At 62.8% G+C, this 26,846-nt stretch carries 24 protein-coding genes; 12 read left to right on the top strand and 12 right to left on the bottom strand.

Features of this window, described 5'->3' with window-relative positions; translation table 11 throughout:
- Nucleotides 1-243: 243 nt before the first annotated feature.
- The gene (locus H1D44_RS00960; protein WP_181512975.1) at nt 244-1,977 is read right to left on the bottom strand and encodes a SulP family inorganic anion transporter; all 1,734 of its coding nucleotides are present in this window, start codon (nt 1,975-1,977) and stop codon (nt 244-246) included.
- Nucleotides 1,978-2,089: 112 nt separating this feature from the next.
- On the opposite strand from H1D44_RS00960, the gene H1D44_RS00955 reads away from it, so the two are divergent.
- Nucleotides 2,090-3,364 (top strand): O-acetylhomoserine aminocarboxypropyltransferase/cysteine synthase family protein, encoded by a 1,275-nt coding sequence (locus tag H1D44_RS00955; RefSeq protein WP_181512974.1) that lies wholly within the window; start codon nt 2,090-2,092, stop codon nt 3,362-3,364.
- 168 nt (nt 3,365-3,532) lie between these two features.
- Nucleotides 3,533-5,119, top strand: coding sequence for a methyl-accepting chemotaxis protein (locus H1D44_RS00950; protein WP_238984341.1), 1,587 nt, complete (start codon nt 3,533-3,535; stop codon nt 5,117-5,119).
- 24 nt (nt 5,120-5,143) lie between these two features.
- Here H1D44_RS00950 and H1D44_RS00945 read toward each other — a convergent pair whose 3' ends face one another.
- A complete protein-coding gene (locus H1D44_RS00945) occupies nt 5,144-6,280 on the bottom strand; it encodes an NAD(P)/FAD-dependent oxidoreductase (protein ID WP_181512973.1) in 1,137 nt (378 codons plus the stop codon).
- Nucleotides 6,281-6,284: 4 nt separating this feature from the next.
- Complete coding sequence (gene rarD / locus H1D44_RS00940; protein ID WP_181512972.1) at nt 6,285-7,223, bottom strand: EamA family transporter RarD; 939 nt, start codon at nt 7,221-7,223, stop codon at nt 6,285-6,287.
- A 173-nt stretch (nt 7,224-7,396) separates the two neighbouring features.
- Between rarD and H1D44_RS00935 the strand changes: the two genes are divergently transcribed.
- Together H1D44_RS00935 and H1D44_RS00930 are read left to right on the top strand one after the other, a co-directional pair.
- Nucleotides 7,397-8,212, top strand: a complete 816-nt coding sequence (locus H1D44_RS00935) for an amidohydrolase (protein ID WP_181512971.1) — start codon at nt 7,397-7,399, stop codon at nt 8,210-8,212.
- On the top strand, nt 8,212-8,913 hold the full coding sequence (locus H1D44_RS00930; protein WP_181512970.1) for a pseudouridine synthase: 702 nt from the start codon (nt 8,212-8,214) through the stop codon (nt 8,911-8,913). Before H1D44_RS00935 ends, H1D44_RS00930 begins: the two co-directional genes overlap by 1 nt.
- Nucleotides 8,914-8,928: 15 nt before the next feature.
- Here H1D44_RS00930 and H1D44_RS00925 read toward each other — a convergent pair whose 3' ends face one another.
- The 6 genes from H1D44_RS00925 to gloB form a co-directional block, all read right to left on the bottom strand.
- A complete protein-coding gene (locus tag H1D44_RS00925) occupies nt 8,929-10,527 on the bottom strand; it encodes an ABC transporter ATP-binding protein (RefSeq protein ID WP_181512969.1) in 1,599 nt (532 codons plus the stop codon).
- Nucleotides 10,520-11,605, bottom strand: a complete 1,086-nt coding sequence (locus H1D44_RS00920) for an ABC transporter permease (protein WP_181512968.1) — start codon at nt 11,603-11,605, stop codon at nt 10,520-10,522. The genes H1D44_RS00925 and H1D44_RS00920 overlap by 8 nt, the downstream gene beginning before the upstream one ends.
- 4 nt (nt 11,606-11,609) lie before the next feature.
- A complete protein-coding gene (locus tag H1D44_RS00915) occupies nt 11,610-12,683 on the bottom strand; it encodes a microcin C ABC transporter permease YejB (RefSeq protein ID WP_181512967.1) in 1,074 nt (357 codons plus the stop codon).
- 42 nt (nt 12,684-12,725) lie between these two features.
- A complete protein-coding gene (locus tag H1D44_RS00910; protein ID WP_238984356.1) occupies nt 12,726-14,522 on the bottom strand; it encodes an extracellular solute-binding protein in 1,797 nt (598 codons plus the stop codon).
- A gap of 149 nt (nt 14,523-14,671) precedes the next feature.
- Complete coding sequence (locus tag H1D44_RS00905; protein WP_181512965.1) at nt 14,672-15,829, bottom strand: transglycosylase SLT domain-containing protein; 1,158 nt, start codon at nt 15,827-15,829, stop codon at nt 14,672-14,674.
- A gap of 57 nt (nt 15,830-15,886) precedes the next feature.
- On the bottom strand, nt 15,887-16,654 hold the full coding sequence (gene gloB / locus H1D44_RS00900) for a hydroxyacylglutathione hydrolase (protein ID WP_181512964.1): 768 nt from the start codon (nt 16,652-16,654) through the stop codon (nt 15,887-15,889).
- Between the two features lie 172 nt (nt 16,655-16,826).
- Between gloB and H1D44_RS00895 the strand changes: the two genes are divergently transcribed.
- Genes H1D44_RS00895 through nudC form a run of 4 tightly spaced genes read left to right on the top strand, consistent with a single transcriptional unit; the run spans nt 16,827 to nt 19,651 of the window.
- On the top strand, nt 16,827-17,618 hold the full coding sequence (locus tag H1D44_RS00895) for a class I SAM-dependent methyltransferase (protein ID WP_181512963.1): 792 nt from the start codon (nt 16,827-16,829) through the stop codon (nt 17,616-17,618).
- Nucleotides 17,605-18,102, top strand: a complete 498-nt coding sequence (gene rnhA / locus H1D44_RS00890; RefSeq protein ID WP_238984340.1) for a ribonuclease HI — start codon at nt 17,605-17,607, stop codon at nt 18,100-18,102. The genes H1D44_RS00895 and rnhA overlap by 14 nt, the downstream gene beginning before the upstream one ends.
- A 3-nt stretch (nt 18,103-18,105) precedes the next feature.
- A complete protein-coding gene (dnaQ, locus tag H1D44_RS00885; RefSeq protein WP_181512961.1) occupies nt 18,106-18,870 on the top strand; it encodes a DNA polymerase III subunit epsilon in 765 nt (254 codons plus the stop codon).
- A complete protein-coding gene (nudC, locus tag H1D44_RS00880; protein ID WP_181512960.1) occupies nt 18,857-19,651 on the top strand; it encodes an NAD(+) diphosphatase in 795 nt (264 codons plus the stop codon). The genes dnaQ and nudC overlap by 14 nt, the downstream gene beginning before the upstream one ends.
- A 51-nt stretch (nt 19,652-19,702) precedes the next feature.
- Here nudC and H1D44_RS00875 read toward each other — a convergent pair whose 3' ends face one another.
- A complete protein-coding gene (locus tag H1D44_RS00875; protein ID WP_181512959.1) occupies nt 19,703-20,014 on the bottom strand; it encodes an SCP2 sterol-binding domain-containing protein in 312 nt (103 codons plus the stop codon).
- Between the two features lie 147 nt (nt 20,015-20,161).
- Between H1D44_RS00875 and sohB the strand changes: the two genes are divergently transcribed.
- On the top strand, nt 20,162-21,202 hold the full coding sequence (sohB, locus tag H1D44_RS00870) for a protease SohB (protein WP_181512958.1): 1,041 nt from the start codon (nt 20,162-20,164) through the stop codon (nt 21,200-21,202).
- Between the two features lie 28 nt (nt 21,203-21,230).
- On the opposite strand, the gene H1D44_RS00865 is transcribed toward sohB, so the two are convergent.
- Nucleotides 21,231-21,551, bottom strand: a complete 321-nt coding sequence (locus tag H1D44_RS00865; protein WP_181512957.1) for an ArsR/SmtB family transcription factor — start codon at nt 21,549-21,551, stop codon at nt 21,231-21,233.
- A 359-nt stretch (nt 21,552-21,910) separates the two neighbouring features.
- On the opposite strand from H1D44_RS00865, the gene H1D44_RS00860 reads away from it, so the two are divergent.
- The 3 genes from H1D44_RS00860 (at nt 21,911) to H1D44_RS00850 (ending at nt 25,515) form a co-directional block, all read left to right on the top strand.
- Nucleotides 21,911-23,821, top strand: a complete 1,911-nt coding sequence (locus H1D44_RS00860; RefSeq protein ID WP_181512956.1) for a propionyl-CoA synthetase — start codon at nt 21,911-21,913, stop codon at nt 23,819-23,821.
- 209 nt (nt 23,822-24,030) lie between these two features.
- Nucleotides 24,031-24,702, top strand: a complete 672-nt coding sequence (locus tag H1D44_RS00855; protein WP_181512955.1) for a 7-cyano-7-deazaguanine/7-aminomethyl-7-deazaguanine transporter — start codon at nt 24,031-24,033, stop codon at nt 24,700-24,702.
- Nucleotides 24,703-24,732: 30 nt separating this feature from the next.
- Nucleotides 24,733-25,515 carry an alpha/beta fold hydrolase gene (locus tag H1D44_RS00850; protein ID WP_181512954.1) on the top strand — a complete coding sequence of 261 codons (783 nt, stop codon included), beginning with the start codon at nt 24,733-24,735 and terminating at the stop codon, nt 25,513-25,515.
- 4 nt (nt 25,516-25,519) lie between these two features.
- On the opposite strand, the gene H1D44_RS00845 is transcribed toward H1D44_RS00850, so the two are convergent.
- Nucleotides 25,520-26,782 (bottom strand): ABC transporter substrate-binding protein, encoded by a 1,263-nt coding sequence (locus H1D44_RS00845; protein ID WP_181512953.1) that lies wholly within the window; start codon nt 26,780-26,782, stop codon nt 25,520-25,522.
- Nucleotides 26,783-26,846 lie beyond the last annotated feature (64 nt).

Genomic DNA, 26,846 nt, shown 5'->3' with positions numbered 1-26,846 from the left:
TGGTTGTTGTTTTGCTATGCGGTATTTGATTCCGAAACTGAAACCGATACTAGAAAGCCGACACGTCGGTGTCAACGAATGCGCAAGCGTCTACCGTGTGCGAGCTTCCGCCATGCGGAATCGCCCTGTGGATGACTTCTAAAAGGTTGATGAATTAATGGGTTGGCAGCCTGTGAATAGCAGCAGGGAAAGATCGGATTAGACCAAGGTTCAATTCCGGAAGGAGGGTTCGGGTTGCCTGGATCACTGTGAGGGGCGTGAGAGTTCACGCCAGGCAGCGAAGGTACTCAAGAACACCCGGCCGGTCATGTCATCGAGGAAATCACTGCGCTTGAGGCGATCCATCACAGGCCCTTTCACTTCGGCCAGATGCAGGATGACGCGAGAGTCCTTGAGACGTGCGTTGATGGCATCCAGGCTCTCCAGCGCCGAGGCATCGATCAGATTCACCGCCGAGCAGATCAACACCACGTGCTCCAGCTCGGGCCGGGTAGCCACCAGGTCATAGACGGTATCTTCCAGATAGCGGGCGTTGGCGAAGTAGAGGCTTTCGTCGATACGCAGCAGCGCCACGTGGCTGACCGTCTCGGTCTCGTGGCGCTCCACGTTACGGAAATGCTCGGTGGCGGGAATGCGGCCGACCAGCGCGCTGTGAGGGCGGCTGGTGCGATAGAGGAACAAGGCAATGGAGAGCAGCACCCCGCTGATGATGCCGGTCTCGACGCCATCCACCAAGGTCAGCAGGATGGTCACCGCCATGGCGGAAAAATCGCTCCTCGAATAGCGCCAGGTCTGACGAATCATCGGGATGTCGATCAGCGTCAGGATGGAAACCGTGATCGTCGCCGCCAGGGTCGCGATCGGCAGGTAGTGGAGCAGTGGCGTCAGGAACAGCGTCACCGCCCCGATGCCAACGGCGGCGACGAGCCCCGCCAGCGGGGTCTGTGCCCCGGCATCGTGATTGATCACCGTGCGCGTGAGCCCACCGGAGACCGGCATGCCTGCAGAGAAAGCCGCAACGACATTCGCACCGCCCAGACCGACCAGCTCCTGATTGGGCGAAATTCGCTCGCGTCGCCTGGCGGCCAGCATCTGGCCCATGGAAACCGACTCGACGAAGCCGACCACGCTGATCAGCAGCGCCGGCACCAGCAGCGCCTGCCATAGCGACAGGTCGACACCTGGCAGGGTGAGTGGCGGTAGCCCCTGTGGAATTTGGCCGATGACGGCGACGCCGGCTTCGGCCAGTTCGAATTGCCAGGTCACCAGCGTAGTGACGACCACGGCGAAGACCGGACCGGCGCGCGTCAGGAGATCGGCCAGGGGGCGGGAACAGCCGACCCGGCGCAGGGTGGGGCGGCCATACTGCCGCAGGAAGAGCAGGAACGATAGCGCGCCGACACCGATCCCCAGGGTGGGTAAGTGCAACTCGGGCAAGCCCCGGATAAGCTCAGCCAGCCTTGGCAGCAACTCCCTGGACGTGAGCTCGACTCCCAGCAGGTGACCTATCTGGCTGGCGGCAATCAGCACGCCGGACGCCGTCAGGAAGCCGGCGATCACCGGGTGGCTGAGAAAATTGGCCACGAACCCCATGCGCAGCAGCCCCATCAGCAGCAGCAAGACTCCGGAGAGAAGCGACAGAACCAGGGCGGCCTGGAGATACTCGGGGGTGCCTGGCGCGGCCACACCAGAGAGTGCGGCCCCGGTCATCAGGGCAACGATGGCCACCATCAGGGCAACGATGGCCACCGGGCCCACGGCCAGGGTTCGGCTGGTGCCGAGCAGGGCATAGGCCACCACGGGCAGCAGGCTGGCATAGAGACCGACCACGGCCGGCAGGCCGGCCAATACGGCATAGGCCAACGACTGCGGTATGACCATGATCGTCACGATCAGGCCAGCCACCAGATCGGCGACGCCAAGGCGCCGATTGTAGTGTGGCAGCCAGGTGAGGATAGGCAGGTAGCGCTTGAGCATCCGTCTCTCGGATCGGGTATCGACCCCCAGACTAAACGATATTGGAGGATGGGTTGAGTATTGGTTAGCATCGAGCGATATGCCCAACAACGACGCTCAACCAGGACACGCCATGAAGCCCGAGACAATTGCCCTGCACCACGGCTACCAGCCCGACGACCAGCATGCCGTGGCGGTGCCGATCCATCAGACCACCTCGTTCGCCTTCGACAGCGCCCAGCATGCTGCCGACCTGTTCGACCTCAAGGTGGAAGGTAACATCTACTCCCGCATCATGAACCCGACCTGCGCGGTGCTGGAGCAGCGCATTGCAGCGCTGGAGGGCGGCATCGCCGGCCTCGCCGTGGCTTCCGGCATGGCTGCCATCACCTATGCCATCCAGACCATCGCCGAGGCGGGCGACAACATCGTCTCCATCAGCGAACTCTACGGCGGCACCTACAATCTCTTCGCCCATACCCTGCCGCGCCAGGGGATCGAGGTACGTTTTGCCGACAAGGACGATATTGCCGGCATCGAGTCGCTGGTCGATGCGCGCACCAAGGCCGTGTTCTGCGAGACCGTCGGCAACCCTTCCGGCAGCGTGGTCGACATGGCCAGGCTTGCCGAAGCAGCCCATCGCCATGGCGTACCGGTGATCGTCGACAACACCGTGCCGACCCCCTTCCTGTGGCGACCCATCGAGCATGGCGCAGACATCGTGATTCACTCCGCGACCAAGTACATCGGCGGTCATGGCACCACGGTGGGCGGAGTGATCGTCGACTCCGGCAAGTTTCCCTGGGCCGACCATGCGCAGCGCTTCCCGCTGCTCAACGAGCCGGACGTCTCCTACCATGGAGTGAGCTATACCCGTGACGTGGGGGAAGCCGCCTTCATCGCTCGCGCGCGGGTGGTACCGCTGCGTAACATGGGCGCGGCACTCTCGGCACAGGCGGCTTGGAACCTGCTGCAAGGGCTCGAGACACTGGCACTGCGCATCGAGCGAATCTGCGACAACACCGTCAAGGTGGCGGAGTACCTGGAAGGACACCCGGCGGTGAACTGGGTGCAGTATGCCGGGCTTCCCGGACACAAGGATCACGCCCTGGCCAGGCAATACATGGGTGGCAAGGCCTCAGGGATCCTCAGCTTCGGCATCCAGGGCGGTCGCGAAGCCGGCGCGCGCTTCTACGACGCATTGGGCATGATCCTGCGGCTGGTCAATATCGGCGATGCCAAGACCTGCTCATCGATCCCTGCCTCGACCACCCACCGCCAGCTCAATGACAAGGAACTGGTGGCCGCGGGGGTGACCCCGGACATGGTGCGGCTCTCCATCGGTATCGAGCATGTCGACGATATCATCGCCGACCTCGAACAAGCCCTGGCTGCCAGCCAGGCGTGACCCATCACGGGCCGCCCCCTTCGCGCGGCGGCCCAGAATTCTGCCCTTTTCGTCCTATTTCCGTGATGCTTGAGTCGTGCTTTCGTCTGTCAGGCGAAAGTGGTGTTACGCATGTCACTTACAAGACGTTAATCTTGGAAAACACTTATAACAAAGAGACGAGACGTCATGCGGATCCTCATGCTACTGCTGGCCGCGGTTTCGCTTGCCGGGGGCCTCATCCTTGTCAACTTGAGCGGTGCGGGCTGGCTCGCCTGGCCTGGCCTGGGATTGGCGCTGGTGGCAGGGGCGGCGCTTGCGCTGAACGGTCCTGCCGCCGTCTATCGCGCCAACCGAGAGGCGCTCGAAAACAGCCGCGCCTTCTTGCCCATCACTCGCGACTACCTTTCACTGCGCCGCATGGCCCATGGGCTGATTCATCAGTCGAGCGCCACGGCGATCGCATCGGCCGAAGTCTCGCATCATGCGGATCGCATGGACCAGCGCCTCGAACGTCAGGAAAAGACGGTTCGAGATGCCTCCTCCAGCATGGCGGCCATCACCTCCGCCATCGAGCAGGTGGCGGCCAGCGCCTCCAATGTAGCCACCCTGGCCAGCCGCTCCCGTGATGCCAGCCATGTCAGCCGCGAATCACTGGGACAGGTGATCGAGGAAATGCAGGCCCTGGCCGAGCGCTCGGAGGAGGCGCTGGAGCTCCTCAACATGCTGAGCCAGAAAGCAGACAGCGTGCGCCACGTGACCTCGTTGATCGAGGAGATCGCCGAGCAGACCAACCTGCTTTCCCTCAACGCCTCCATCGAGGCCGCCCGTGCCGGAGAGCATGGGCGTGGCTTCGCGGTCGTGGCCGGGGAAGTTCGCCAGCTGGCAGGACGTACGGCAGATGCCACCCGCAACGTTGAGGCTCTGGTGGGAGATATCGGTGACAGCAGCCACCGCGTGGTAGACACCATCGGTCACCTGATGCAGCGTGTCGGTGACCGGGCCAAGGAGATGAGCAAGGTAGGTGAACAGCTCACCGAAATGACAGGGCATTTCGATCAGGTCGAGGGTGAGATACGCTCCATCGCCGAAGCCATGGAGGATACCAACCAGCACTCACAGCGAGTCGCAGCCACACTTTCCACGCTGGAAGAAGACGCCGTGCAGGGCAACCAGGACATGCATGGGTTGGCCAGCCAGGCGCGCGCCCTGATGGCGGGGGCAGAAGCCGTCGATGGAGCGCTGGCCCAGCAGCGGTTGGAGGGCCGTCACCAGCAGGTGTTCAAGGCGGCCCGCCAGGCAGCAACGGCGCTGGGTGGGCTGCTCGAGTCGGCCATCAAGCGGGGAGAGCTCGACGAGCAGACTCTTTTCCATGCCACTTACACTCCGATTCACGGTACCAACCCCCAGCAGCACGAAACCCCCTATGTCGGCTTCACCGACGAGCATTTCCCGACCATTCAGGAGCCACTGCTGGAGAAGCTGGGTGTGGCTTACGCCATCGGCATCGATCGGCGTGGCTACATTCCGACCCACAATCACAGTGTCAGCCAACCGCCCACCGGCGACTACGACCATGACCTCAAGTTCTGCCGCAACCGGCGTATCTACGAGGACACGACGGGACAGCGCTGCGGGACCCATGAAGAGACGCTGCTGCTGCAGACCTACAAGCGGGATACCGGCGAGATCATGCACGACCTGTCGGTGCCGATCTACGTCGATGGCAAGCACTGGGGTGGGTTCCGTATGGGCTACAAGCCAGAGCCGGCCTGAACGATGAGGCGCTGACCTTGGGCATCAGGTCCGGTACTGCGCCATGAAACGTTCGTCGAGCCAGTGCTTCCAGGCCAGGCTGGCACGGCCTGCCCACCATAGGCGGCCGCGGATCGCCAGGCCGTGCCTCGGCCCCAGATTAAGGATCGTCAGGGCCCGTGACTGCGGGGTGTAGCGTTGCGGGGGGCGACCACGGAGCCGGGCCTGGAGGTTCGCCAGCAGCACTGGCGCCTGACGTACACCATAGACCCCCAGTCGGGGCAGTGGGGTGTCGCTCAGGGCGGCGCAATCCCCGGCAGCGAAGATGTCCGGGTCATCCACGCTCTGTAGGGTGTCGCGCAGCGCCAGTCCGCGCCCGGCAATGACTGGCAGTCCCAGGCGCTCGAGTACCGGCGGCGGCTCCAGGCCACCGGCATGGACCACATGCTCGCACTCGAGCAGCTTCAGGGTATCCTGGCCCAGGGTTACCCCCTCCTCGGCGACCAGCAGTCCAAGCGGGTGATGCGAGACCGCACGCAGACCGTTGCACACCTGGATATCCAGCCGGCTCAAGTAGCCATGCAGCCAGCGCCGCGCACCGCGGGGTGCACCTGCCAGCAGCGTTTCCCCCCGACTGACCAGCGTGATCGAAAGCGGCGCAGCGTGCCTGTTGGCCAGCGCGCGCAGGTTGCAGGCCAGCTCCACTCCGCTGGCTCCGCCTCCCACGACAATGAGTCGCGCCCGCTCGCCGCGACGAAAGCCGGTTTCCAGGCAGCGCCGCAGCGTCACCAGCTGAGGAATGGGCTTGACGGACCAGGCTCTCGAGCCGCGGTCTCGGACGGGGAGCGTGGGAGCATAAGAGCCCAGGTTGAGCGAAAGCAGGTCGTATCCGAGTGTCCGGCCATCTTCCAGCACAGCGAGACGATTTTCTCGGTCCAGCCTCTCCAGCCGCCCGCGAACCATGTCGAAGCGATGCCTGGCAGCCAGCCGCTTGGGGTCAATGCGGTCCGCAACAGGTGAGAGAGCACCACCCAGGACGCCCGCCGCCATGCCCGAGTACCAGAAGGCAGCGGGGTCGACGACGGTCACGCAGGCCTCGGCCAGGCGCCAGCGATTGCGCATCAGGTAGAGGTGAGCATGGCCGGCACCGACCAGCAGGATGCGGGGGCGCTCCCTGGTCATGGCATCAAACCCTCTTGCTCTGCTGCGGAGCAGCTGCCACGGCAAGGGGGGAGCGTGCCCGGCTGTTCCAGGCAGACCAGGAGTAGAGCACCAGGCTGGCCCAGATCAACAGGAAGGTGCCGAGCTGGATCAGGGAAAGCGGCTCGCGAAAGATCAGCAGCGCAATGAAGAACTGGATGGTCGGGTTCAAGTACATCAGGAAACCCAGCGTGGCGAGGCGTAGGCGGCGGGCGGCACCAGCGAAGGCAAGCAGGGGCAGGGCGGTAATGACCCCGCTGGCCATCAGCAGCAGCGTGATATTCGGCTCGCCCAGAAAGTGCGAGAGTTCGGCCGCACTCAGCCAGGCCAGCGCCATCAACCCCAGCGGGAGCAGGAGCAGGGTCTCCACGAAGAGACCGGAAAGCCCATCGAGGGGCACCTGCTTGCGTAACAGCCCATAAGTGCCAAAGGTCAAGGCCAGCATCAGACTGATCCAGGGCAGTTCGCCCAGCAGCAACAGCTGGATGGCAATGGCCACGCCCGCCAGCAGTACGGCAAGGCGCTGCAACCCGGCCATGGCCTCGCGCAGGACCAGCATGCCGAGTGCTACGTTTACCAGCGGCGTCAGGAAATAGCCGAGGCTGGCCTGGAACACCTGGCGAGTCTCGACAGCGTAGATATAGAGGCCCCAGTTGGTGGCGATCAGCAGGGCGCAACCGAGCACCCTGCCCAGGCGTCGCGGTTCGACAAGCGCCTGGCGGATGGGGGACCAGCGTTTGAGCAGGGTAACCAGTCCCACCAGGAACAGACACGACCAGATAATGCGGTGGATCAGCACTTCGAAGGCGGGAACACCGTCGAAAAGCGCGAAGAAAAGCGGGAAGCAGCCCCACATGATATAGGCGGTCAGTCCGAAGCCAACGCCTCGTGTGGTTTCTCGATCGCTCAGGGGCAGCGGGGACATGCCAGGGTCTCTCGTCAACGGAAGGCTTCAACTTAGCAGGCTATGGAATATACCACCATGCACGCATGCCGTCCGCTTCCCGGTGTTGTGTCAGCGGGCTGACTCCTTCGGTAGCCTGGGTTAGGCTGGATCATCGAGTCGTATCAATGGCCAGACATCGCAAGGGAACCATCATGAGCGATTTACGTACCACCCTGGTGCAATGTGATCTGCGCTGGGAAGATCCCGAAGCCAACTGCCGCATGCTTGATGAGCAGCTTGGTGAACTCAGTGGAGAGGAGACCGACCTCATCGTGTTGCCGGAAATGTTCTCCACCGGTTTCTCCATGAACTCTCGGGAAATGGCCGAACCCATGGAGCAAAGCCGCGCCGTGGCATGGCTTAGTGAACAGGCCCATAAGCGCAATTGCGTGATTACCGGTAGCGTGGCGATCGTCGAGGATGGTGAGTACTACAATCGCCTGGTCTGGGCGCGGCCTGACGGCAGCCGCGTCCACTACGACAAGCGCCATCTGTTCAGGATGGCCGGGGAGCATGAGCGCTACGCAATGGGGCATGATCGCGTGATCGTCACGCTCAAGGGCTTTCGCATCCTGCTCAGCGTCTGCTATGACCTGCGCTTCCCGGTCTGGCTGCGCCAGAGCCCTAGTCCCGGTGAGCACTTCGAATACGATGCGCTGCTGTGCGTCGCCAACTGGCCGGCTCCCCGGCGCCATCCGTGGCGCATTCTGCTGCAGGCGCGCGCCATCGAAAACCTGTGTCCGGTCATCGGCGTCAACCGCGTCGGCGAGGATGCCAATGGCATGAGCTATTCCGGGGATTCGATGCTGGTGGACTTCAAGGGGGAGACCATCATCGACGAGCCCCGCGACACGGCCTTCATCAAGACCGCGACGCTGTCCCACGCCGACCTCGAAGCGTTTCGCGAGAAGTTCCCGGCCTGGCGTGACGCCGACCACTTCACCCTGGCCGATGGAGTAGGGTTCTGATGCGCCTGGATCGCTTCCTGGCGGAAACCACGGAGCTGACCCGTAGCCTGGCCAAGAAGGCGTTGCAGCGTGGTGAGGTCAGCGTCAACGGGCAAGTGGTAAAGCAGGGCTCGCTCCAGCTGGATGCGGATGATCGCGTGGTGTGGGGTGACCAGCCGCTAGCGCTGGTCGGTCTTCGCTACGTGATGCTGCACAAGCCGGAAGACGTCGAGTGCAGCTCACGGCGGGGACTCTACCCCCGTGCGGTGGACTATATCGAGCTGCCCAAGGCGGAGCGGCTTCAGACGGTGGGGCGGCTGGATGTGGATACCACCGGCTTGGTGCTGCTGACCGATGATGGACAGTGGCAGCATCGCGTCACCTCGCCTCGCCGTCGTTGCGCCAAGGTCTACCTGGCGACCCTGGCCGAACCGCTCGAAGGACAAGCCCTGGACGAGGCCGTCAGGCGCTTCGAGGAGGGCATTCTGCTCGACGGCGAAGAGAAGCCGACGCTGCCGGCCGAGCTCGTGATGCGCACGCCCTTCAAGGCAGAGCTGACCCTCTACGAGGGTCGCTATCACCAGGTCAAGCGAATGTTTGCCGCCATCGGAAACCACGTGGTCGCACTGCATCGAGAATCGGTAGGTCCGTTGACGCTTGACACCCTCGAGCCCGGCGAGTGGCGCGAACTGACCGAAGGGGAAATTGACGCTTTCAGGTGACCTCAGGTAGCACGCTCACTCCTCGGGCAGGAAGCCGGCCGCCTTGACCAGTTCCTTGGTATAGGCGCTGACCGGATTCGACAGCAGCGCCTGGCTCTCACCTTCCTCAACCAGTTGACCATCCTTCAGGACCAGCACCCGATGCGCCATGGCCCTCACCACGGCCAGGTCATGGCTGATGAACAGGTAACTGAGTCCTCGGCGGGCCTGAAGCTCCCTGAGAAGTTGTACGAGCTGCTTTTGCACGGTGCGATCCAGCGCCGAGGTGGGCTCGTCGAGTACCACCAGCTCGGGCTCCAGGATCAGCGCCCGGGCCACGGCGATGCGCTGGCGCTGCCCCCCGGAGAATTCGTGGGGGTAACGTGCCGCGCAATCCTGGGGCAAACCGACTTCGGCGATCGCCGCACGCACCTTCGCGGTTACCTCCTCCTCCTTCAGCTCGGGGTAGTGGAAGCGAAGCCCTTCGCTGATGATGTCGGACACCGGCATCCTGGGGGATAACGAGCCATAGGGATCCTGGAAGACCACCTGAATGCGGCGCCTTCGCTGCCGCAATGCATTCCCGGTCAGGCGATCCAGCCGTTCACCCGCCAGCTCGATCTCGCCGCGGCTCTCCACCAGACGCAGCAGGGCCATGGCCAGCGTGGTCTTGCCGGAGCCGGATTCGCCAACGATGCCCAGGGTTTCGCCCCGGGCAAGCTGCAGGTCGATCGGCTGCACGGCCACGAAGGGGGGCGGTCGCTTGGCAAACAGGCGCTTGGGACGCTGGAAGCTGACGCTGACACCCTTCGCCTCGAGCAGTACTTGGGAAGACGATACAGCCGCCGGGCGACCGGTAGGCTCTGCATCGAGCAGCATTCGCGTATAGCTGCTACTGGGTGTGGTGAACACCTCATCCACCGGCCCGGTTTCCTGCTCGTGTCCACCATACAGAACACAGACACGGTCGGCGTGACGCCGCACCAGGTTGAGATCGTGGGTGATGAAGAGCATGCCCATACCGTGGCGATCGCGTAGCTCGGCGAGCAGGGCCAGTATCTCCCGTTGCACGGTGACATCCAGCGCGGTGGTGGGCTCGTCGGCGATCAGCAACTCTGGATCATTGGCGATGGCCATGGCGATCATCACGCGCTGCCGCTGCCCGCCCGACAGCTGATGTGGCCAGGCATCGAGCAACTCGTCGGGTCGCGGCAGCTTGACCTGTTCCAGCAACTTACGGGTGCGATCCCGGGCCGCGCGCCCCGACAGGCCCTGATGCAGGCGCAGCGTCTCACCGATCTGCTTGGCCACGGTATGCAGTGGGTTGAGAGAGGTCATCGGCTCCTGGAAGATGAAACCGACGCGTCCTCCCCTCAGCGCCTGCCAGTCGCGCTTTTTCAACGAGCTCAGGTCGGTATCGCCAAGCCAGCGACTGCCTATGACCTGGGCGTTGTCCGGCAGCAGGTTCATGGCCCCAAGTGCCGAGACGGACTTTCCTGAGCCAGACTCCCCCACCAGCGCCAGCGTCTCTCCGCGGCGTACCTCGAGGCTGAGCTCATTGACGACCGGCTTTCCGTCGAAGGCGACCGACAGCTTGTCGAGGCGTAACAGAGGCGTAGAGCGAGTGTCAGGCATTGGGCTGGGTCCTGGTCAACGGAGTGGCACTCGAGGCGTGCTGGATGTGTCGGGGATCGAAGGCATCGCGCAGTCCTTCGCCAATGAATACCAGCAGTGACAGCATCAGCGAGAGACTGACGAAGGCGGTGATCCCGAGCCAGGGAGCATGCAGGTTGTTCTTGCCCTGGGCTACCAGCTCCCCCAGGGACGGTGAGCCCGGCGGCAAGCCGAAGCCGAGAAAGTCGAGGGCCGTCAGGGTGGTGATGGCACCGGTGAACAGGAACGGAATGAAGGTCAGCGTGGCGACCATGGCATTCGGCAGCACGTGGCGCCACATGATCAGGCGAGACGGCAAGCCCATCGCCTTGGCTGCACGGACATACTCCAGATTGCGGGCGCGCAGGAACTCGGCGCGCACCACGTCGACCAGGCCAAGCCACGAGAACAGCAGCATGATGCCCAGCAGCCACCAGAATCCCGGCTGCACGAGACTGGCCAGGATGATCAGCAGGAACAGCACGGGCAAGCCCGACCAGATCTCCGTCAAGCGCTGACCGATAAGATCTGTCTTTCCGCCAAAGTAACCTTGGATGCCGCCGATGACCACGCCCATCACCAGCGAGCCGGCGGTCAGCACCAGGGCAAAGAACACCGAGAGGCGAAAGCCGTAGATGACGCGTGCCAGGACATCGCGCCCCTGGTCGTCCGTGCCCAGCCAGTGGCGGGAGTCGGGGGGAGACGGGGAAGGGCGCCTCATCTGCATGTCCAGCGTCTGATAGGAGAAGGGGATCGGCGGCCAGATCGCCCAGCCATGCTCGTCGATCTGCTGCTGGATGAAGGGGTCGTGGTAATCCGTGCGCGTCGGCAGGAACCCGCCGAACTCCGTCTCGGGATAATCCACCAGCAGCGGCACGTACCACTGGCCTTCATAGTTCATGACGATGGGCTTGTCATTGGCGATAAGCTCGGCGCAGAGGCTGACCACGAAGAGAGCGAGAAAGATCCACAGCGAGACCTTGGCGCGGCGGTTGCTCCAGAAGACGTCGATGCGTCGCCGGGAGATGGGCGAGAGCTTGGCGGTGAAGTTGGCGAACATCGGCTCAGGACTCCCTTGTCTCGAAATCGATGCGCGGGTCCACCCAGACATAGGTGAGGTCCGACACCAGCTTGAGGATCAGCCCGATCAGGGTATACAGGAACAGGGTGCCGAAGATCACCGGGTAGTCTCGCTGCATCACCGCCTCGAAGCCGAGTAGTCCGAGCCCCTCCAGCGAGAAGATCACCTCGATCAGCAGCGAGCCGGTGAAGAAGATCGACACCAGGGCACCGGGCAGGCCGGCAATGATGATCAGCATGGCGTTGCGGAACACGTGTCCGTAGAGAGCCTGGCGGTCGCTCGCCCCCTTGGCGCGAGCGGTCAGCACGTACTGCTTGTGTATCTCGTCGAGAAAGCTGTTCTTCGTCAGCATGGTGAGGGTGGCGAAGCTGCCGATGGTCAGGGCGGTTACCGGCAGCGTTATGTGCCAGAAGTAATCCTTGATCTTGCCCCACAGAGTCAGTTCGTCGAAGTCCGGCGAGGTCAGCCCTCGGAGAGGAAAGAAGTCCCAGTAGCTGCCGCCGGCGAACAGTACGATGAGCAATATGGCGAACAAGAAGCCGGGGATGGCATAGCCGACGATGACCAGCCCCGATGTCCAGACATCGAAGCGGGAGCCATGGCGCAGTGCCTTGCGGATGCCCAGCGGTATCGAGATCAGGTAGACCAGCAGCGTCGTCCACAGGCCCAGGGATATCGAGACCGGCAGACGCTCGATCATGAGCTCGACGACCGGGCGGTCACGGAAAAAGCTGTTGCCGAAGTCGAAGGTGGCGTAATCGCGCATCATGGTAAAGAAGCGCACGTGGGCCGGCTTGTCGAAGCCGAACTGTTCCTCGAGCTGCTCGATGAAGCGCGGGTCGATGCCACGGGCACCGCGGGACTCATCCTGAACCACCACTTCGCCACCGCCGGCATCGAGGCGTGTGCTGGCCATGGCATCGACGCCCTCGAAGCGGGCCAGCATCTGGTCGATCGGGCCGCCCGGAGCCGCCTGAACGATGACGAAGTTCAGCAACATGATCCCGAAAAGGGTCGGGATCATGAGCAGCAGGCGGCGCAGGATGTAACGGCTCACGATAGATCGTCCTTGTGCAAGCAGGTGACGGGTGGCAACGGATTATCTGCGTCGTAGCCGGCGGTTTATCTCAGCCTCGCGCTCGGTGTCGACCCACCAGGCGGTGAGGTCGAAACCGTATTTCGGGAAAGGCTGCGGATAGCCGAACTTGTCCCAAACCGCGAGACGCGTTTCGCCGGAATGATAGTGGGGAATCGTAATGAAGTTCCACAGCAAGACCCGATCCAGGGCACGGGTCACGGTATTCAGCTCCTCGCGGCTGTCCGCCCGGATCAGACGCTCCACCAGCTCATCCACCACGGGGTTTTCCAGGCCCATCAGGTTGCGGCTCTGGGGCACCTCGGCGAACTCGCTGGTCCAGAATTCCCGCTGCTCGTTGCCGGGATTGTTCGACTGGGGGAAGTGGCCAGTGACGATATCGAAATCGAAGCTGCGCAGGCGATTCAAGAACTGGTTGATGTCGACGATGCGCAGCCGCCCCTGAATGCCCAGGCGCGACATATTGCGCAGCATCGGATGCACGACACGCTCCAGACCGCTATCGAAGAGCAAGATTTCCACCGTGAGCGGACGCCCCGTGTCGCCATGCACCAGGGTGCCGCCACGATACTCGTAGCCAGCCTCGATCAGCAGGTCATGGGCCAGCCGCAGCCGTTCCCTCAGGTTCTCGGGGTGATCGATCGGTAGCGGGCTGTCGAAGACCCGATCGGGCAGTTCGTCACGATGGGGTTCGAGCAGTTCGAGCTCGGCTTCGCTCGGTAACCCCTCGGCCGCCATTTCCGAGTTCTGGAAATAGCTCTCGGTGCGCCGGTAGGAGTCGTAGAACAGGTTGGCGTTGAGCCAGGGAAAGTCGAAGGTGAGGTTGAGCGCCTCCCTGACCCGGGGGTCCTGGAACTTGTCGCGGCGCAGGTTGAAGACGAAGGCCTGCATGCGAGCCGGCTGGCCATCCGGAACGGTAATCCGCTTGACCAGGCCGTCCCGGTAGGCGGGGAAATCGTAGCCGATGGCCCAGGTCGCCGCACGGGCGTCGATACGATAATCCATCACACCGGCCTTGAACGCCTCCCAGGCAATGTCACGGTCGCGGTAATAGTCGAAGATCATGCGATCGATGTTGTGCCGACCGACGTTGACCGGCAAGTCCCGTCCCCAGTAATCCTCGTCGCGCTGGTAGACGATGCGCCGCCCGGGTTCGACGTTGGCAATGCGGTAAGGCCCGGAGCCAGGGTGCCGGGCGAGGGTCGGTGCACTGAAGTCGCGCTCCTCCCAATAATGCTTGGGCAGGATGGGCAGCTGCCCCACGATCAGCGGCAGTTCGCGGGAGTGGTTGGTGGCAAACTCGAAGCGCACGGTGTGGCGATCGAGCGCCACGACATTTTCGACATCGGCATAGTAGCCGCGGTAGAAGGGATTGCCTTCCTCGATCAGCAGATTGAAGCTGTACACCACATCGTCGGCGGTTACCGGCTCGCCGTCATGAAAGCGAGCCTCCGGGCGCATGTCGAACTCGATCCAGTAGCGGTCCGGGTCGAGCCGAATGCCCTCGGCCAGCAGGCCATAGAGGCTGAAGGGTTCATCTGCGTTTTCGGCAAGCAGGGTGTCATAGATCTGGCTGGTTCCGATCGCCGGCGTACCGCGAATGATGAACGGATTGGTCGAATCGAAGCTGCTGCCCACCGCTGCCTGGGTCATTGTGCCCCCCTTCGGAGCGTCAGGCTCGACGTAAGGGAAGTGGGTAAAATCTGCGGGCAGGGCCGGCTCGTCGTAAAGCGACAAGCCATGGACGGTGGCAACGGAGTCGGGATCGGCCGCTGACGCCGCGGCCCACCAGCCGAGCATGAGAGAGCAAAGAAGAGTGGAGCGCAAGGCAAACCGCATCAGTGACATCCTTGAGTGGGGCTATCCCGGCAGCCGGGCATTACCGCCATAAGGTGTCAGGCTCCAAGTCGCTTGTAAACATCGGCATGCAGCGAAACCGGCTGCTGCGGTCAACGCGCCGCCAGGCTACGCTGCGGGATCTGAAGCGTCTGACCGGCGTGAATGATGTCACCATTGAGACCGTTATGCCGACGCAGCTCACCGACGCTGACCCCATGCCGAGCCGCGATCGCAGACAGGCTGTCGCCGCGCTGTACCAGGTATTGGCTCTCATCGGTGTGCGAGCTCGGCGCCGGGGCGCTCAATTCAGCCAGCACGAGTTCTTCCTGCTCGACGGGCACCAGCACTACATCCACCGTGGCTGGACTGGCGCTGCCGTTGGTCAGGCCTGGATTCAAGGCCGTCAGTTCCTGGTTGTCTACGCCGGTGGCTCTTGCCAACTGCGCCAGGTCGACAGGCTGGTTGACCGGGATCTTGGCGAAAGCGGGGGTGTCCTCTATCTCGGGAAGCTCGACGCCGTAGGTCTCGGGGTCGTCGATGATCGCGGCGATGGCGTTCAGCTTGGGTACGTACTGCATGGTCTCGTTGGGCAGCTGTAACTGCCAGTAGTCGCCGGCTTCGCCGCGCGCCATGGCTGCATGACGAGCACGGTTGACGGTCCCTGCACCGGCATTGTATGCAGCCAGCGAGAGTTCTATGTCGCCTTCGTACCACTGTTCGGCCTGCAGCTCGATATAGTCGAGCGCCGCCTGGGTCGCGGCCACCACGTCCAGGCGCCCGTCATAGCCATTGAGGCGGCGAAGCCCCAGGGCATCGGCGGTGCCGGGCATGAACTGCCAAAGGCCGGCGGCGCCGCGATGGCTACGAGCGTGCGGATCGTACGAGCTTTCGATGAAAGGGATCAGGCTGACCTCGCCGGGCAGGCCACGCCGCTCCACCTGCTCGGTGATCCAGGCCATCCAGGGGCGAGCACGCTCGATGATCTCGACCACGTTTTCCGGATTGGAGCGGTAATGCTCGATCCAGTGCTGCACCCGTGCGTCGTGCCGACTGTCATGCCAGGCGAGGTTGTCACGCAGGCGTTCCCAGGCATCGCCTGGAAGGTAGTCCAGTGTCAGGTCATCCCAGAAATGGTGCGTGGGCAAGGCAGGGCTGGCACCCGGATGAGGCGCCGCCAGCGACACCTGGCCGGTCGTCGCCAAGGCGCCGATCATGGCAATGCCTCCGGCGAGTGCCAATGTCCACTGCCGCGTCGTTCGATAGGTCATGCGTTCTCCTTCTGGGCACGTCGTGTTGCTGATGTCGCCCATGGGATGCGTCGATTCTCAGAAACTGTCTTTCCAGGCGCGCAGCGTCGCAAAGGTCGCCTGGTCGGTATCGGTGCTGCCATGCTGCGAAGCGACGGCACGCAGCTCGGGGTCGTTACAGCGCAGGAACGGGTTGATCCGCTTCTCACGCGCAAGCGTGCTCGGCAGCGTAGGCTTGTCGAAGTCACGGGCACGCTGGGCTGCGGCAAGGGCTTCGACGGTATCGGAATTGTGGGGCTCGGCTGCCTGGGCGAACCGCAGGTTGGCCAGGGTATATTCGTGAGCCGCGAACACCAGGGTCTCGTCCGGCAAGCCGGCAAGCACCTGCAAGGAGCGGTGCATCTGCTCCGGGCTGCCCTCGAAGAGACGGCCACATCCACCGCAAAAGAGGGTATCGCCACAGAACAGCAGCGGCGGTATTCCTGCCGTGAAGAACGCGATGTGGTCGAGCGTGTGGCCGGGGACCGCGAAGACATCGAAGCGCCGCCCCATGACCCGACAGGTATCACCGTCACCGACTCGCTCGGTCAAGCCGGTAATCCGCGGGTTGTCGGGGCCGATGACCCGCGGCGAATAGCGATCGATGAGCTCCGGCAGCCCGCCAGTATGGTCGTGGTGGTGGTGAGTGACGAGGATGGTATCGAGTGTGAGGCCCTCCTGTTCGAGGGCACGGATGACCGGTTCTGCATCACCGGGATCCACGACACAGGCTTCAGGGCTCGTATCCTGGCGCAGGAGCCATATATAGTTGTCGCTAAAAGCGGGAATCGGTGTCACGCTCAGCATAGGCGTCTGTCCCTTGTCGCGTCGTCAGCCGAAGTGAGTGGCGGGTGGCTGCCCGTTCGTTGCACTCAAGCGCGCATGACGGCCGCAGCTCGACCGTCGACATGGAGCATGCGCGGCCAAATTCGCCGTTATTTTCCTGCAAAACCGGTGATCATGGAGGTATTTCCCCGAAATGTCAAACCTGCGTGAACCGCTCGCCCTGGCGCGGCTGTTTCGGGAAGGACGTCGTTACTGGGCCAGTGAAGACGGGCAGGCCCATTGGCGCGCCGAGCGAGCCTGCCTGGGACCGGTCTGTGAAAGCCTGCACGGTGGCCACAGCCTGGAACTCGGAATGGGACCCTCGCTGACCGACATGTCGCCGATACGCCATAACCTCCGCTGGGCCCCGACGGTGGAACTGACCGAGACCTCGTCGACGCTGGTGTGTCCCCTGGACGCCCTGGCGCTTCCCGACGAGTGCCTGCATCTGGTCATCGTCCATCACCTGCTCGAAGTGGTGGAAGAGCCCCATAAGCTGCTGCAGGAAGCGGCCCGGGTCACTGCCGACGACGGCTGCCTCATCGTGCTCGGCTGGATGCCCCTCGGCATTACCGGCCTGGGACGACTCTCACCGTGGCGTCGGGAGCGTCTGCCCTGGCGCGGTCACTGGCGCACGCCATCCAAGCTCAACGACTGGCTCGCGTTTGTCGACTTCCGTATCGAACGGGTAGACTACTGCGGCTTTCATCTGCCTGGCAGCCTGCCGAATAATGCGGCGCTCGAGACCCTCGGCCGGCGCCATAACGTACCGCTGGGCGACAGCTATGTCATTCGTGCCCGCCGGCGCACGCGCCTTGCCCAGAGCCAGAAGCCGCGACTGAACATACAGGGCACGCTGGGCGGGGGCGCCTTGGGTCATGCCACCCGCGTCGGCACGCCCGCACCTGAACCAAGCAGAAGGACAACCGAAGTTGAAGGACAATGAGCAGGGCGAGCCGCTCCCGCACGTGACCATTTATACCGACGGTGCCTGTCGAGGCAATCCGGGGCCAGGAGGGTGGGGCGCCTTGCTGGTCAGCGGCAAGCACGAGAAGACCTTGAACGGCTTCGAGGCGGCGACCACCAACAACCGAATGGAGCTCATGGCTGCCATCATGGCCCTGCGAACGCTCAAGCGACCATGCGAGGTAGAGCTCTGGACCGACTCGGAGTATCTGCGCCTGGGAATCACGCAGTGGATTCATGGCTGGATGAAGCGCAACTGGAAAACTGCCAGTCGCCAGCCGGTCAAGAATGCCGAGCTATGGCGCGAGCTGCTGGAAGAAACCCACCGTCACCGCATCGAGTGGCACTGGGTCAAGGGACACAACGGTCATCCCGGCAACGAGCGCGCCGATGCACTGGCCAATGCCGCCATCGACGTTCACGGGCCCAACAGCGAGCCGAAAGTCATCCAACCTGAGTCCTAGCCAATGCGTCAGATCGTTCTGGATACAGAAACCACCGGCATCGATCCTCGCGAAGGCCATCGCCTGATCGAGATCGGTGCACTGGAGCTCGTCAACCGTCGCTTCACCGGTCGCACCTACCACCAGTACATCAATCCCGAGCGTGAGGTCGAAGCCGAGGCCATCGGCGTCCATGGCATCACCAACGAGTTCCTCGAGGACAAGCCGGTCTTCGCTGAGGTTGCCGACGCCTTCTGGGAATTCGTTCGCGGTGGGGAGTTGGTCATTCACAACGCCGCGTTCGACGTAGGCTTCATCGACCATGAGTTCAAGCTGCTGCTGGCGGCACGCGGTGAACCCCGCCTGGGGCCGGTAGCGGAACACTGCCGCATACTCGACACCCTGCAGCTGGCGCGTGAGCGCCACCCCGGTCAGCGCAACAACCTCGATGCCCTGTGCAAGCGCTACGAGATCGACAACGGCCACCGCGTGCTTCATGGTGCCTTGCTGGATGCGGAAATCCTGGCAGAGGTCTACCTCGCCATGACCGGCGGACAGACAGCCCTGTCGCTGGATGCCGAAGAGGCCGCCGACACCCAGGCCATGACCGGCGGCCTCTCGATCAGGCGCCTCTCGCTGTCGACCGGCAGCCTGCGCGTCGTGCGCCCTGCCGAGGCGGAGCTTGCCGCACACCAGACCAAGCTGGAGCAGATCCGCCAGGCGGCTGGCCGCTGCCACTGGGATGCGCTGACAGGACAGGCGGGAGAGGGCGGTGATGCTGCGCCGTGAGCTGCCAGTCGATAACGCCTATGGCAGAGTGATCCGTGTGGCCGCCGGCCGCATCGCTCCCGGGGCGGACGACACCCCCCTTCAAGCGGAACAGGCCTGGCCCGAGAGCATCCAGCCACTGGCCTATTGGCATGACGAGCCTATCGCACTGTCAGTGGAAGAAGAGCCCGGCGAGGATTGGCCGGACGGGCGGCAGTGGCTGGCGCGAATGCCCGAGTCCTGGTATCCCCTGCTGTCCACGGCACTGCAAGTGGCATCCTGGATTCGCGACCACCGCTACTGTGGTCGCTGCGGCGCCCGGGCCTCGCGGCTCGATGCCGAGTTCGCCATGCACTGTGAGCATTGCGGTCATCGCAACTACCCACGGATCTCGCCCTGCATCATTACCCTGGTGACCCATGGCGATGCCATGCTGCTGGCCCGCAGCCCACGCTTTCCACCGGGACGTTACTCGACCCTGGCAGGCTTCATCGAACCGGGAGAGTCAGCAGAAGAAGCGGTTCATCGTGAAGTCCATGAAGAAGTGGGTATCAGTGTGGGGCGGATTCGTTACTACCGCAGCCAGGCCTGGCCTTTTCCTCACGCCCTGATGCTGGGATTTTTTGCCGAGGCCGCCAGCCGGCACATTCGCATCGATGGTGTCGAGATTGCCGATGCCGCCTGGTTCCTGCCCGGGCGGCTGCCGCAGTTGCCGCCGCCTTACTCCATTTCCCGGGCATTGATAGAGACTCACCTTGCAGAAGTCGCCGGCGGGACCAACCGACATGGCAAACTGAATTGAAATGGGCCGCCTGAAGGCGGCCCATGACGATGCAGCGGCTCGAAGCGACGCTCAGCGATTGGGGAACAGGCTCGTCAGCTTGGTCGCCAGCATCACGTTGCCGGTTGCCTTGAGCTTGCCGGTCATGAAGGCCGTCATGCCATTGACATCCCCACTCATGATGCCCTTCAGCGTGTCGCTGCTCATCGACAGCGATACGGAGGGGTCGTCATGCTCACCCTCCTCGATTGCAAGGCTACCATCCTTGACCACTAGATAGTGACTGCCGTTGTCGCTGAAGTGGAACTGAAAGACATCGTCCATGCCTTGGGCAGCCTGGGGATCGAAGCGCTCTTGGAGCTTGTCAAGGGTCGAGGTGGACATGAAGCTATTCCTTTGTTGATGACCATGCGGACTCAAACAGTCCTGTCAAACCAGAGAGTATTTCAAACAATTGTTTCAATCAAGCCCATTGTCATTGCCCCCGGCCAGGGTCACGATTGGGACATCTTCAATCCATGGAGTGAAGACGTGAATGAATGGCTGATGGATATCGGGCGCTTCGTCGTACAGATGTCGCTCCTCACCTTGCTGGTCGCGGTCGTGATAATGGTGATCGTACGGATCAAGAGCGAATCGGGCGGACGGACCCGGCTGCGTGTGGAGGAGCTCAACGACAACCTCGAGTATCGCCGTCGCCGTCTGGCCCTCGCTGCCACCGCGCCAAGCGCCCGCAAGCGCCTGGTCAAGACCTTCCGACGCGATGACAAGCACCGCTCCCGGAGCGGCGACAAGCAGGCACAGGACAGCCGCAGCACTGTCTGGGTGCTCGACTTTCAAGGCGACCTGAAAGCGAGCGGAGTGGGGCGCCTGGGTGAGGAGATTTCCGCCGTAATGGCAGCCGCAGCGAAAGGGGACGAAGTGGTGATCCGTCTCGAATCCGCGGGCGGGCTGGTCCACTCCTATGGCCTGGCCGCGGCCCAGGTCGACCGGTTGCGAGAGGCGGGGCTTACCACCACGGTGTGCGTCGACAAGGTAGCGGCCAGCGGCGGCTATCTGATGGCATGCGCCGCGGACCACCTGCGTGCCGCTCCCTTTGCCGTGCTGGGCTCCATCGGCGTTGTTGCCCAGCTTCCCAATGTCCACCGCCTGCTCAAGCGGCACGATGTCGATGTGGAGCTGCTCACGGCCGGTGAGTACAAGCGAACTCTAACCGTGTTCGGGGAAAACACACCGGAGGGGCGCGAAAAATTCCAGTCGGATCTCGAGAATATTCACGACCTGTTCAAGAAGCACGTGGCCGAGCGCCGCCCGAGCCTGGATATCGAAGCCGTGGCCACGGGGGAGGTGTGGTACGGCCACGATGCCTTCGACAAGGGGTTGATTGATGCACTTGGTACCGGCGAAGCCTACCTCGTCTCCCGTATGGAAGAGGCCCGTGTCGTCAGCGTGCGCCTGGAAGCGCGTCATCCAATGGCGGAACGCTTCGGCATGGCCATGAGCCGTGGTGTCGAAGGTGCGCTTGACCGCATTCTGGAGCGGCTCGAGGCTAGCCGCTGGGAAAAGCGCTGAGCTGAGGCAGGAGGCCAATCGGCATGCATCAGAACTCCTGAAGCCGAACCAGCGCATCGATCATCTGGCTGGCCTGATCGCCCTGCAGCGAGTAGTAGATGGTCTGCGACGCCCGGCGAGTCGAGACCAGTCCTTCTCGTCTCAGTATCGCCAGGTGCTGGGACAGGGCCGATTGGCTAAGCGAGAGTCGCTGGTTGAGCTCGGTTACCGAGAGCTCGGTGCCGTCGAGGTGGCACAGGATGCGCAGGCGATTGTCGTTGGCCAGAGCCTTTAGCAGGGCAGTGGCATGATCGATGGCCGGATTGCCGGCCTGGAGGAGACGGGCTGCAGCGCTATGCGAGGTGCTCATGATGATCTCCCGTTGTGGCTGCGCGAGCGTGCTGTTGGCTCAGGCTGGGCTTCAGGCGCTGCCTCGATTCCAGATGTCAGCCAACATGGCGCATCCCGGAGGTCAACGCAGTGCCCGGATTGGTCTTGGCATTGCTGATTTAGTCATCATTGATAGTGACTCTCCGGCTGTCAAACGAAGAATCAACCCATGCCCACCTGTGCCTTGCCGATAGCGCGCGATTGTCGACAACCTCTGAAGAAAAAATCGCTTTTGCCCGCTGTTTCCGACACATTAGCCAATGGTATGAAGGAAAACTCTATAAAAGTCTCTAAAGTGTCAACAATCAAAGTTCTCCTTCGATGTCGGACAAGACGCTCATGGCAATCTACAAAAACGAATTTCAACGCTCGATCGAACAGCCGGAATCCTTCTGGGCCGAGCAGGCACAACGGATTCCATGGTTCACTCCGCCCAGTACCGTGCTCGAATACGACGATCAGGGCCATGCACGCTGGTTTACCGATGGCGAGATGAACATCTGCCACGCGGCACTCGACCATCACGTGGAGCAGGGGCGTGGTGATCAGCCTGCCATCTACTGGGACTCCCCGGTTACCGGCAGCAAGCGTACGCTGACCTATCGTGAAATGCGCGACGAGGTGGCGCTCTTTGCCGGCGCGCTGCAGGGCCTTGGCGTGACCAAAGGCGACCGGGTCGTGATCTACATGCCCATGGTGCCGGAGGCTCTGGTGGCGATGTACGCCTGCGCCCGTCTCGGTGCCATACACTCCGTGGTGTTCGGTGGCTTTGCCCCGCATGAACTTGCCGTTCGCATCGACGATGCCCAGCCCAAGGTCGTGGTTGCGGCCTCCTGCGGTATCGAAATCGACCGGGTGATCCCCTACAAGCCCAATATCGACCAGGCGATCGAGCAGAGCGAGCACAAGCCCGATGCCTGCATCTTCCTCCAGCGCGACCAGCAGCGAGCCGAACTCGGCGCACGCGACCATGACTGGGTGGAAGTCGTGAAGCACGCCAAACCCGCCGATTGTGTTCCGGTCAAGGGCAGCGACCCTCTCTACGTGCTTTATACCTCGGGCACGACAGGCAAGCCCAAGGGGGTGGTGCGCGACACCGCAGGTTATGCGGTGGCCCTGCACTATTCGATGGATACCATTTATGACGTAAGCCCCGGCGACGTCTTCTTCTCGGCTTCGGACGTGGGCTGGGTGGTAGGACACTCCTATATCGTCTACGCGCCGCTGCTGCGTGGCTGCACCACTGTGGTATACGAGGGCAAGCCCGTCAAAACGCCGGATGCCGGCGCCTTCTGGCGCCTGATCAGTCAGTACCGGGTGAAAAGCTTCTTTACCGCACCGACGGCCTTCCGCGCGATCAAGAAGGAAGACCCGGACGGCAAGCTGATGCAGCAGTACGACATTTCCTGCCTCAAGGCGCTGTACCTTGCCGGCGAGAGGCTCGACCCACCCACCTACCACTGGCTCGATGACCTTCTCGAGGTTCCGGTGATCGACCATTGGTGGCAGACCGAAACGGGCTGGCCGATTGCCGCCAACCTGCAGGGGCTCGAGGCGATGCCGACCAAGGCCGGTAGTGCCACTGTGCCGGTACCTGGCTTCAACGTTCAGATTCTCGATCGTGAAGCGGAGCCGGTCAAGGCGATGGAGCAGGGCAGCGTGGTCATCAAGCAGCCCATGCCTCCGGGCTGCCTGGTCGGCGTCTGGGGCGACCCCAAGCGTTTCCACAGTGCCTACATGGCGGCATACCCGGGCTATTACCTGACCGGCGACGGCGGCTATTTCGATGAGGAGGGTTACCTGTTCATCATGGGGCGCACCGATGACGTGATCAACGTGGCGGGCCACAGGCTTTCGACCGGTGAGATGGAAGAAGTCGTGGGGGCGCATTCCGCCGTGGCCGAGTGCGCCGTGATCGGGATTCATGACGCTCTCAAGGGGCAGATCCCGGTTGGTCTCGTCATTCCCAAGGATGGTTTCGATGGCGACGAAGTCACACTTGAGAACGAACTGATTGCCCTGGTGCGGGAAAAGATCGGCCCGATCGCCTGTTTCAAGCAGGTACTGGTGGTCAACCGGCTGCCCAAGACGCGTTCGGGCAAGATCCTGCGCAAGCTGCTGCGCAGCATCGCCGACGGCAAGGAGTACGGCGTCCCCTCGACCATTGACGATCCGGCCAGCCTGCAGGACGTACACGAGGCCATGAAGGATCGCGAGGTGGGCTCTGCCCACGAAGCTCGTCAGCTCTGACGAATCCCCAGATCTGCTGGACCACCAGTGCCACTGCGCCGCCCATCGGGCGGCGCAGTGAATTGATCCTGCCCCCCATGGCCCATTGGCCAGCGAGACTGGGCCACGTATAATGCCCGCCTCATGGCGCTATCCGGCAGGATAGCGGCGAGGGTTCCCTCACCCCTCGATCTCACCCTGGCCTTGACGGCCTTAAAAAGGACTCGCTCATGTTCGTGCTGACGGAAGCACAGCAACGTCGCTGCTTGCTGCTGCTGGTGTCGTTCCATATCTTCGTGATCGCCGCCAGCAACTATCTGGTTCAACTTCCCTTTACTCTATTTGGCTTCCATACCACCTGGGGCGCCTTCAGTTTTCCCTTCATTTTTCTGGCGACCGACCTCACCGTGCGACTGTTCGGCAAGGAACAGGCCCGCGCCATCGTCATGCGGGTGATGCTCCCAGCCTTGTTGATCTCCTATGTCGTTTCGGTGGTCTTTCCGCGAGGCACCTACGTCGGCTTCGAGGCATTGGGGGAGTGGAACCTGTTCGTGGCGAGAATCGCCTTGGCAAGCTTCATGGCCTATGTGCTCGGCCAGTTGCTCGACGTGCAGGTGTTCGATCGCCTGCGCAATATCGGCTCCTGGTGGCTGGCGCCAGCCATTTCCACCGTATTGGGCAATCTTGCCGATACGGCCGGATTCTTCGCCATGGCTTTTTATCGCAGCCCCGATCCCTTCATGGCGGCCAACTGGGTCGAGATTGCGGTCGTCGACTACGTGATCAAGCTCGGCGTCAGTCTGCTGTTCTTCCTGCCGCTCTACGGGGTACTGCTGGCTTGGCTGAGCCGCAGGCTGGTTGAATTCACCGGCCAACAAGACCTTGCGCCCCAGCGCTCGTGATGGCCGAAAGGACAAGCAACGGGAGGAAGGATGACTGTGCATCTCAATTATCAGGATACCGGTGGTGAAGGCACGCCGCTCATCGTCGTTCATGGCCTGCTGGGCAACGCAGACAACTGGCGATCCCACGTCAAACAGTGGCAACAGGCCAGGCGGGTGGTGGCTGTCGATCTGCGCAATCATGGCCGCTCCCCTCACGCTGAGGGAATGAGCTATCGCGAGATGGCCGACGACCTGCTGGCGCTGATGGATCGCCTACGGATCGACCGGGCTCACTTGCTGGGGCATTCCATGGGGGGCAAGGTCGTCATCAGCCTGGCCCGCCAGGCGCCGGAGCGCGTGGCCTCGCTGATCGTGGCGGATATCGCACCACAGGCTTATGGGCATGGCCACGATGCGGTATTTGCCGCCCTCAGGAACCTGGAGCGCGGCAAGCCCGAAAATCGTCGCGAAGCCGATGCCCTGCTGGCAGAACATGTTCAGGAGCGGGCCGTTCGGCTGTTCCTGGCGACCAATCTGGAGCGAGGCGAGGAGGGAGGTCTTCAGCTGCGCCTTGGCCTCGACCAGATAGAAGCCGGCTATACGGACATCATGCAGGCCCCGGCTGGAGAAGCTCCCTTTGAAGGCGCGACATTGGTGCTGCGGGGAGGCCAGTCGCACTACGTGCCGGACTCGGCGCTGCCGAGGCTACGCGAGATACTCCCCAATGCCCGGGTCGAAACCCTCGATAACGCCGGTCACTGGCTTCATGCCGAGCAGCCTGAAGCGTTCCAGAACGCAGTCAACGAGTTTCTTTCCTCGCTGGCGGAGTAACTCGTCACTGCATGGGAGCCCCGATATCGATGGCGAGCCGGTCCATCGGGCGAATGGCCTCGATGATACCGGCCTCGAACAGGAAATGTTCCAGGCGCAGGTAGCGCCCCTGGTCGAGGGCAGCCGGCTGCAGGGCGAGTCGCGGCATTATCTCCTTCCAGGCCTCACGGCTGGCCGAGTCGGCCAGCGCGGGCTCGGACGCCTCGAGCAACTCCCATGCCTCGACGGGATGGTTGACGATCCACAGCGCGGCTTCCTCAAGCGCCGAAACCAGGCGGTGAATCTCTTCCCGCTTGCCATTAAGGCGTTCCCGGTTGGCCATCAAGATCAGGCCATCATGTACTGGCACCCCCAGTTCTTCGACCGGCAGCACGCGTGTCAGCACACCCTCGTCCGCCAACTGGCGAGGCAGGAGGTAGCGATGATGCACCATCGCACCATCCACACTCTTTCCGCGCATGGCCTCGAGCATGGCATAGTCAACATCCTGCAACTCCACGAGCGCCAGGCCGTTGGCCGTCCCCAGCAGCTCGGCCAACGCACTGGCCAGCATCACATCTCGCCCATCGGCATCGGTAAATCCGAGCTTCATCCCCTCGAGCGCCATCTCGTCGTCGTGCTCTGCCCGCAGGACCAACCCTGAGACGGGCGCGGACAGCAGCGTGGCTACGCGCACCAGCGGCACCCCCTTGTCTGTCAGCAGATGGAGTTGTGGCTGCCGTCCGACGACAAGATCGGTACGCCCGGCGGCAAGCAGCTTGGCAGGCACATTGGGATCGGCCGGCGTCACCAGGGTCACCTCCAGTCCACGCCGCTGAAACATCCCTTTTTCCCGTGCCACGAGCAAGGTGGCGTGCTGCGGGTTCAGGTACCAGTCGAGCGTCACGGCGATCTCTGTGACAGGGGGCAGGATGATGGGATCGGGGGGCTGGCTAGCCACCGAGGGCACGGCAGAAGATGCCTCATCCGATGCCTCGGCCTGCAGGCCAGGCGATGCCGACTCTCCCAACAGCTGCGGGAGAAAGCCGGGGCCATCGACAACCGGCGGCACTTCAACCAGTGGCGAGAGTTCGCTCTGTGTCTGGATTTCTTGCCCAACAAGTGGGGGGAAAACCATAACCCTGGTATCGAGCTGCAGCGGAGGGACGGGCAGAGGATCATCATCACCCGGCGGGGTATCGGCCAGCAACGGCAGGGAGAGCAACACCGCCCAGGCAACGATCGCAGAAATCAGTGCAGCCATCAGCCTGGCGAGAGGTTTGGTCATGGATCTCCAAAGCAACAACGTGATCTTTGGTAAGCCGGCAGTTTATCGTTGTCATGCCAGGCAT

The organism is Billgrantia kenyensis (assembly GCF_013697085.1).
In the GTDB taxonomy this organism is placed as follows: domain Bacteria; phylum Pseudomonadota; class Gammaproteobacteria; order Pseudomonadales; family Halomonadaceae; genus Halomonas; species Halomonas kenyensis.
The sequence above is the reverse complement of the archived record's forward strand: the minus strand, read 5'-3'. Positions and strand labels throughout refer to the sequence as shown.

What these genes read in the sequence shown, in the direction of transcription:
- H1D44_RS00845 (WP_181512953.1), bottom strand. Translation starts at nt 26,782, where the DNA reads ATGACCAAACCTCTCGCCAGGCTGATGGCTGCACTGATTTCTGCGATC.
- H1D44_RS00860 (WP_181512956.1), top strand. Translation starts at nt 21,911, where the DNA reads ATGGCAATCTACAAAAACGAATTTCAACGCTCGATCGAACAGCCGGAA.
- H1D44_RS00925 (WP_181512969.1), bottom strand. Translation starts at nt 10,527, where the DNA reads ATGCCTGACACTCGCTCTACGCCTCTGTTACGCCTCGACAAGCTGTCG.
- H1D44_RS00920 (WP_181512968.1), bottom strand. Translation starts at nt 11,605, where the DNA reads ATGTTCGCCAACTTCACCGCCAAGCTCTCGCCCATCTCCCGGCGACGC.
- H1D44_RS00950 (WP_238984341.1), top strand. Translation starts at nt 3,533, where the DNA reads ATGCGGATCCTCATGCTACTGCTGGCCGCGGTTTCGCTTGCCGGGGGC.
- dnaQ (WP_181512961.1), top strand. Translation starts at nt 18,106, where the DNA reads ATGCGTCAGATCGTTCTGGATACAGAAACCACCGGCATCGATCCTCGC.
- H1D44_RS00895 (WP_181512963.1), top strand. Translation starts at nt 16,827, where the DNA reads ATGTCAAACCTGCGTGAACCGCTCGCCCTGGCGCGGCTGTTTCGGGAA.
- H1D44_RS00935 (WP_181512971.1), top strand. Translation starts at nt 7,397, where the DNA reads ATGAGCGATTTACGTACCACCCTGGTGCAATGTGATCTGCGCTGGGAA.
- nudC (WP_181512960.1), top strand. Translation starts at nt 18,857, where the DNA reads ATGCTGCGCCGTGAGCTGCCAGTCGATAACGCCTATGGCAGAGTGATC.
- H1D44_RS00865 (WP_181512957.1), bottom strand. Translation starts at nt 21,551, where the DNA reads ATGAGCACCTCGCATAGCGCTGCAGCCCGTCTCCTCCAGGCCGGCAAT.
- H1D44_RS00955 (WP_181512974.1), top strand. Translation starts at nt 2,090, where the DNA reads ATGAAGCCCGAGACAATTGCCCTGCACCACGGCTACCAGCCCGACGAC.
- H1D44_RS00910 (WP_238984356.1), bottom strand. Translation starts at nt 14,522, where the DNA reads ATGCTCGGCTGGTGGGCCGCGGCGTCAGCGGCCGATCCCGACTCCGTT.
- H1D44_RS00945 (WP_181512973.1), bottom strand. Translation starts at nt 6,280, where the DNA reads ATGACCAGGGAGCGCCCCCGCATCCTGCTGGTCGGTGCCGGCCATGCT.
- H1D44_RS00930 (WP_181512970.1), top strand. Translation starts at nt 8,212, where the DNA reads ATGCGCCTGGATCGCTTCCTGGCGGAAACCACGGAGCTGACCCGTAGC.
- H1D44_RS00905 (WP_181512965.1), bottom strand. Translation starts at nt 15,829, where the DNA reads ATGACCTATCGAACGACGCGGCAGTGGACATTGGCACTCGCCGGAGGC.
- H1D44_RS00875 (WP_181512959.1), bottom strand. Translation starts at nt 20,014, where the DNA reads ATGTCCACCTCGACCCTTGACAAGCTCCAAGAGCGCTTCGATCCCCAG.
- H1D44_RS00855 (WP_181512955.1), top strand. Translation starts at nt 24,031, where the DNA reads ATGTTCGTGCTGACGGAAGCACAGCAACGTCGCTGCTTGCTGCTGCTG.
- H1D44_RS00960 (WP_181512975.1), bottom strand. Translation starts at nt 1,977, where the DNA reads ATGCTCAAGCGCTACCTGCCTATCCTCACCTGGCTGCCACACTACAAT.
- gloB (WP_181512964.1), bottom strand. Translation starts at nt 16,654, where the DNA reads ATGCTGAGCGTGACACCGATTCCCGCTTTTAGCGACAACTATATATGG.
- H1D44_RS00850 (WP_181512954.1), top strand. Translation starts at nt 24,733, where the DNA reads ATGACTGTGCATCTCAATTATCAGGATACCGGTGGTGAAGGCACGCCG.
- rarD (WP_181512972.1), bottom strand. Translation starts at nt 7,223, where the DNA reads ATGTCCCCGCTGCCCCTGAGCGATCGAGAAACCACACGAGGCGTTGGC.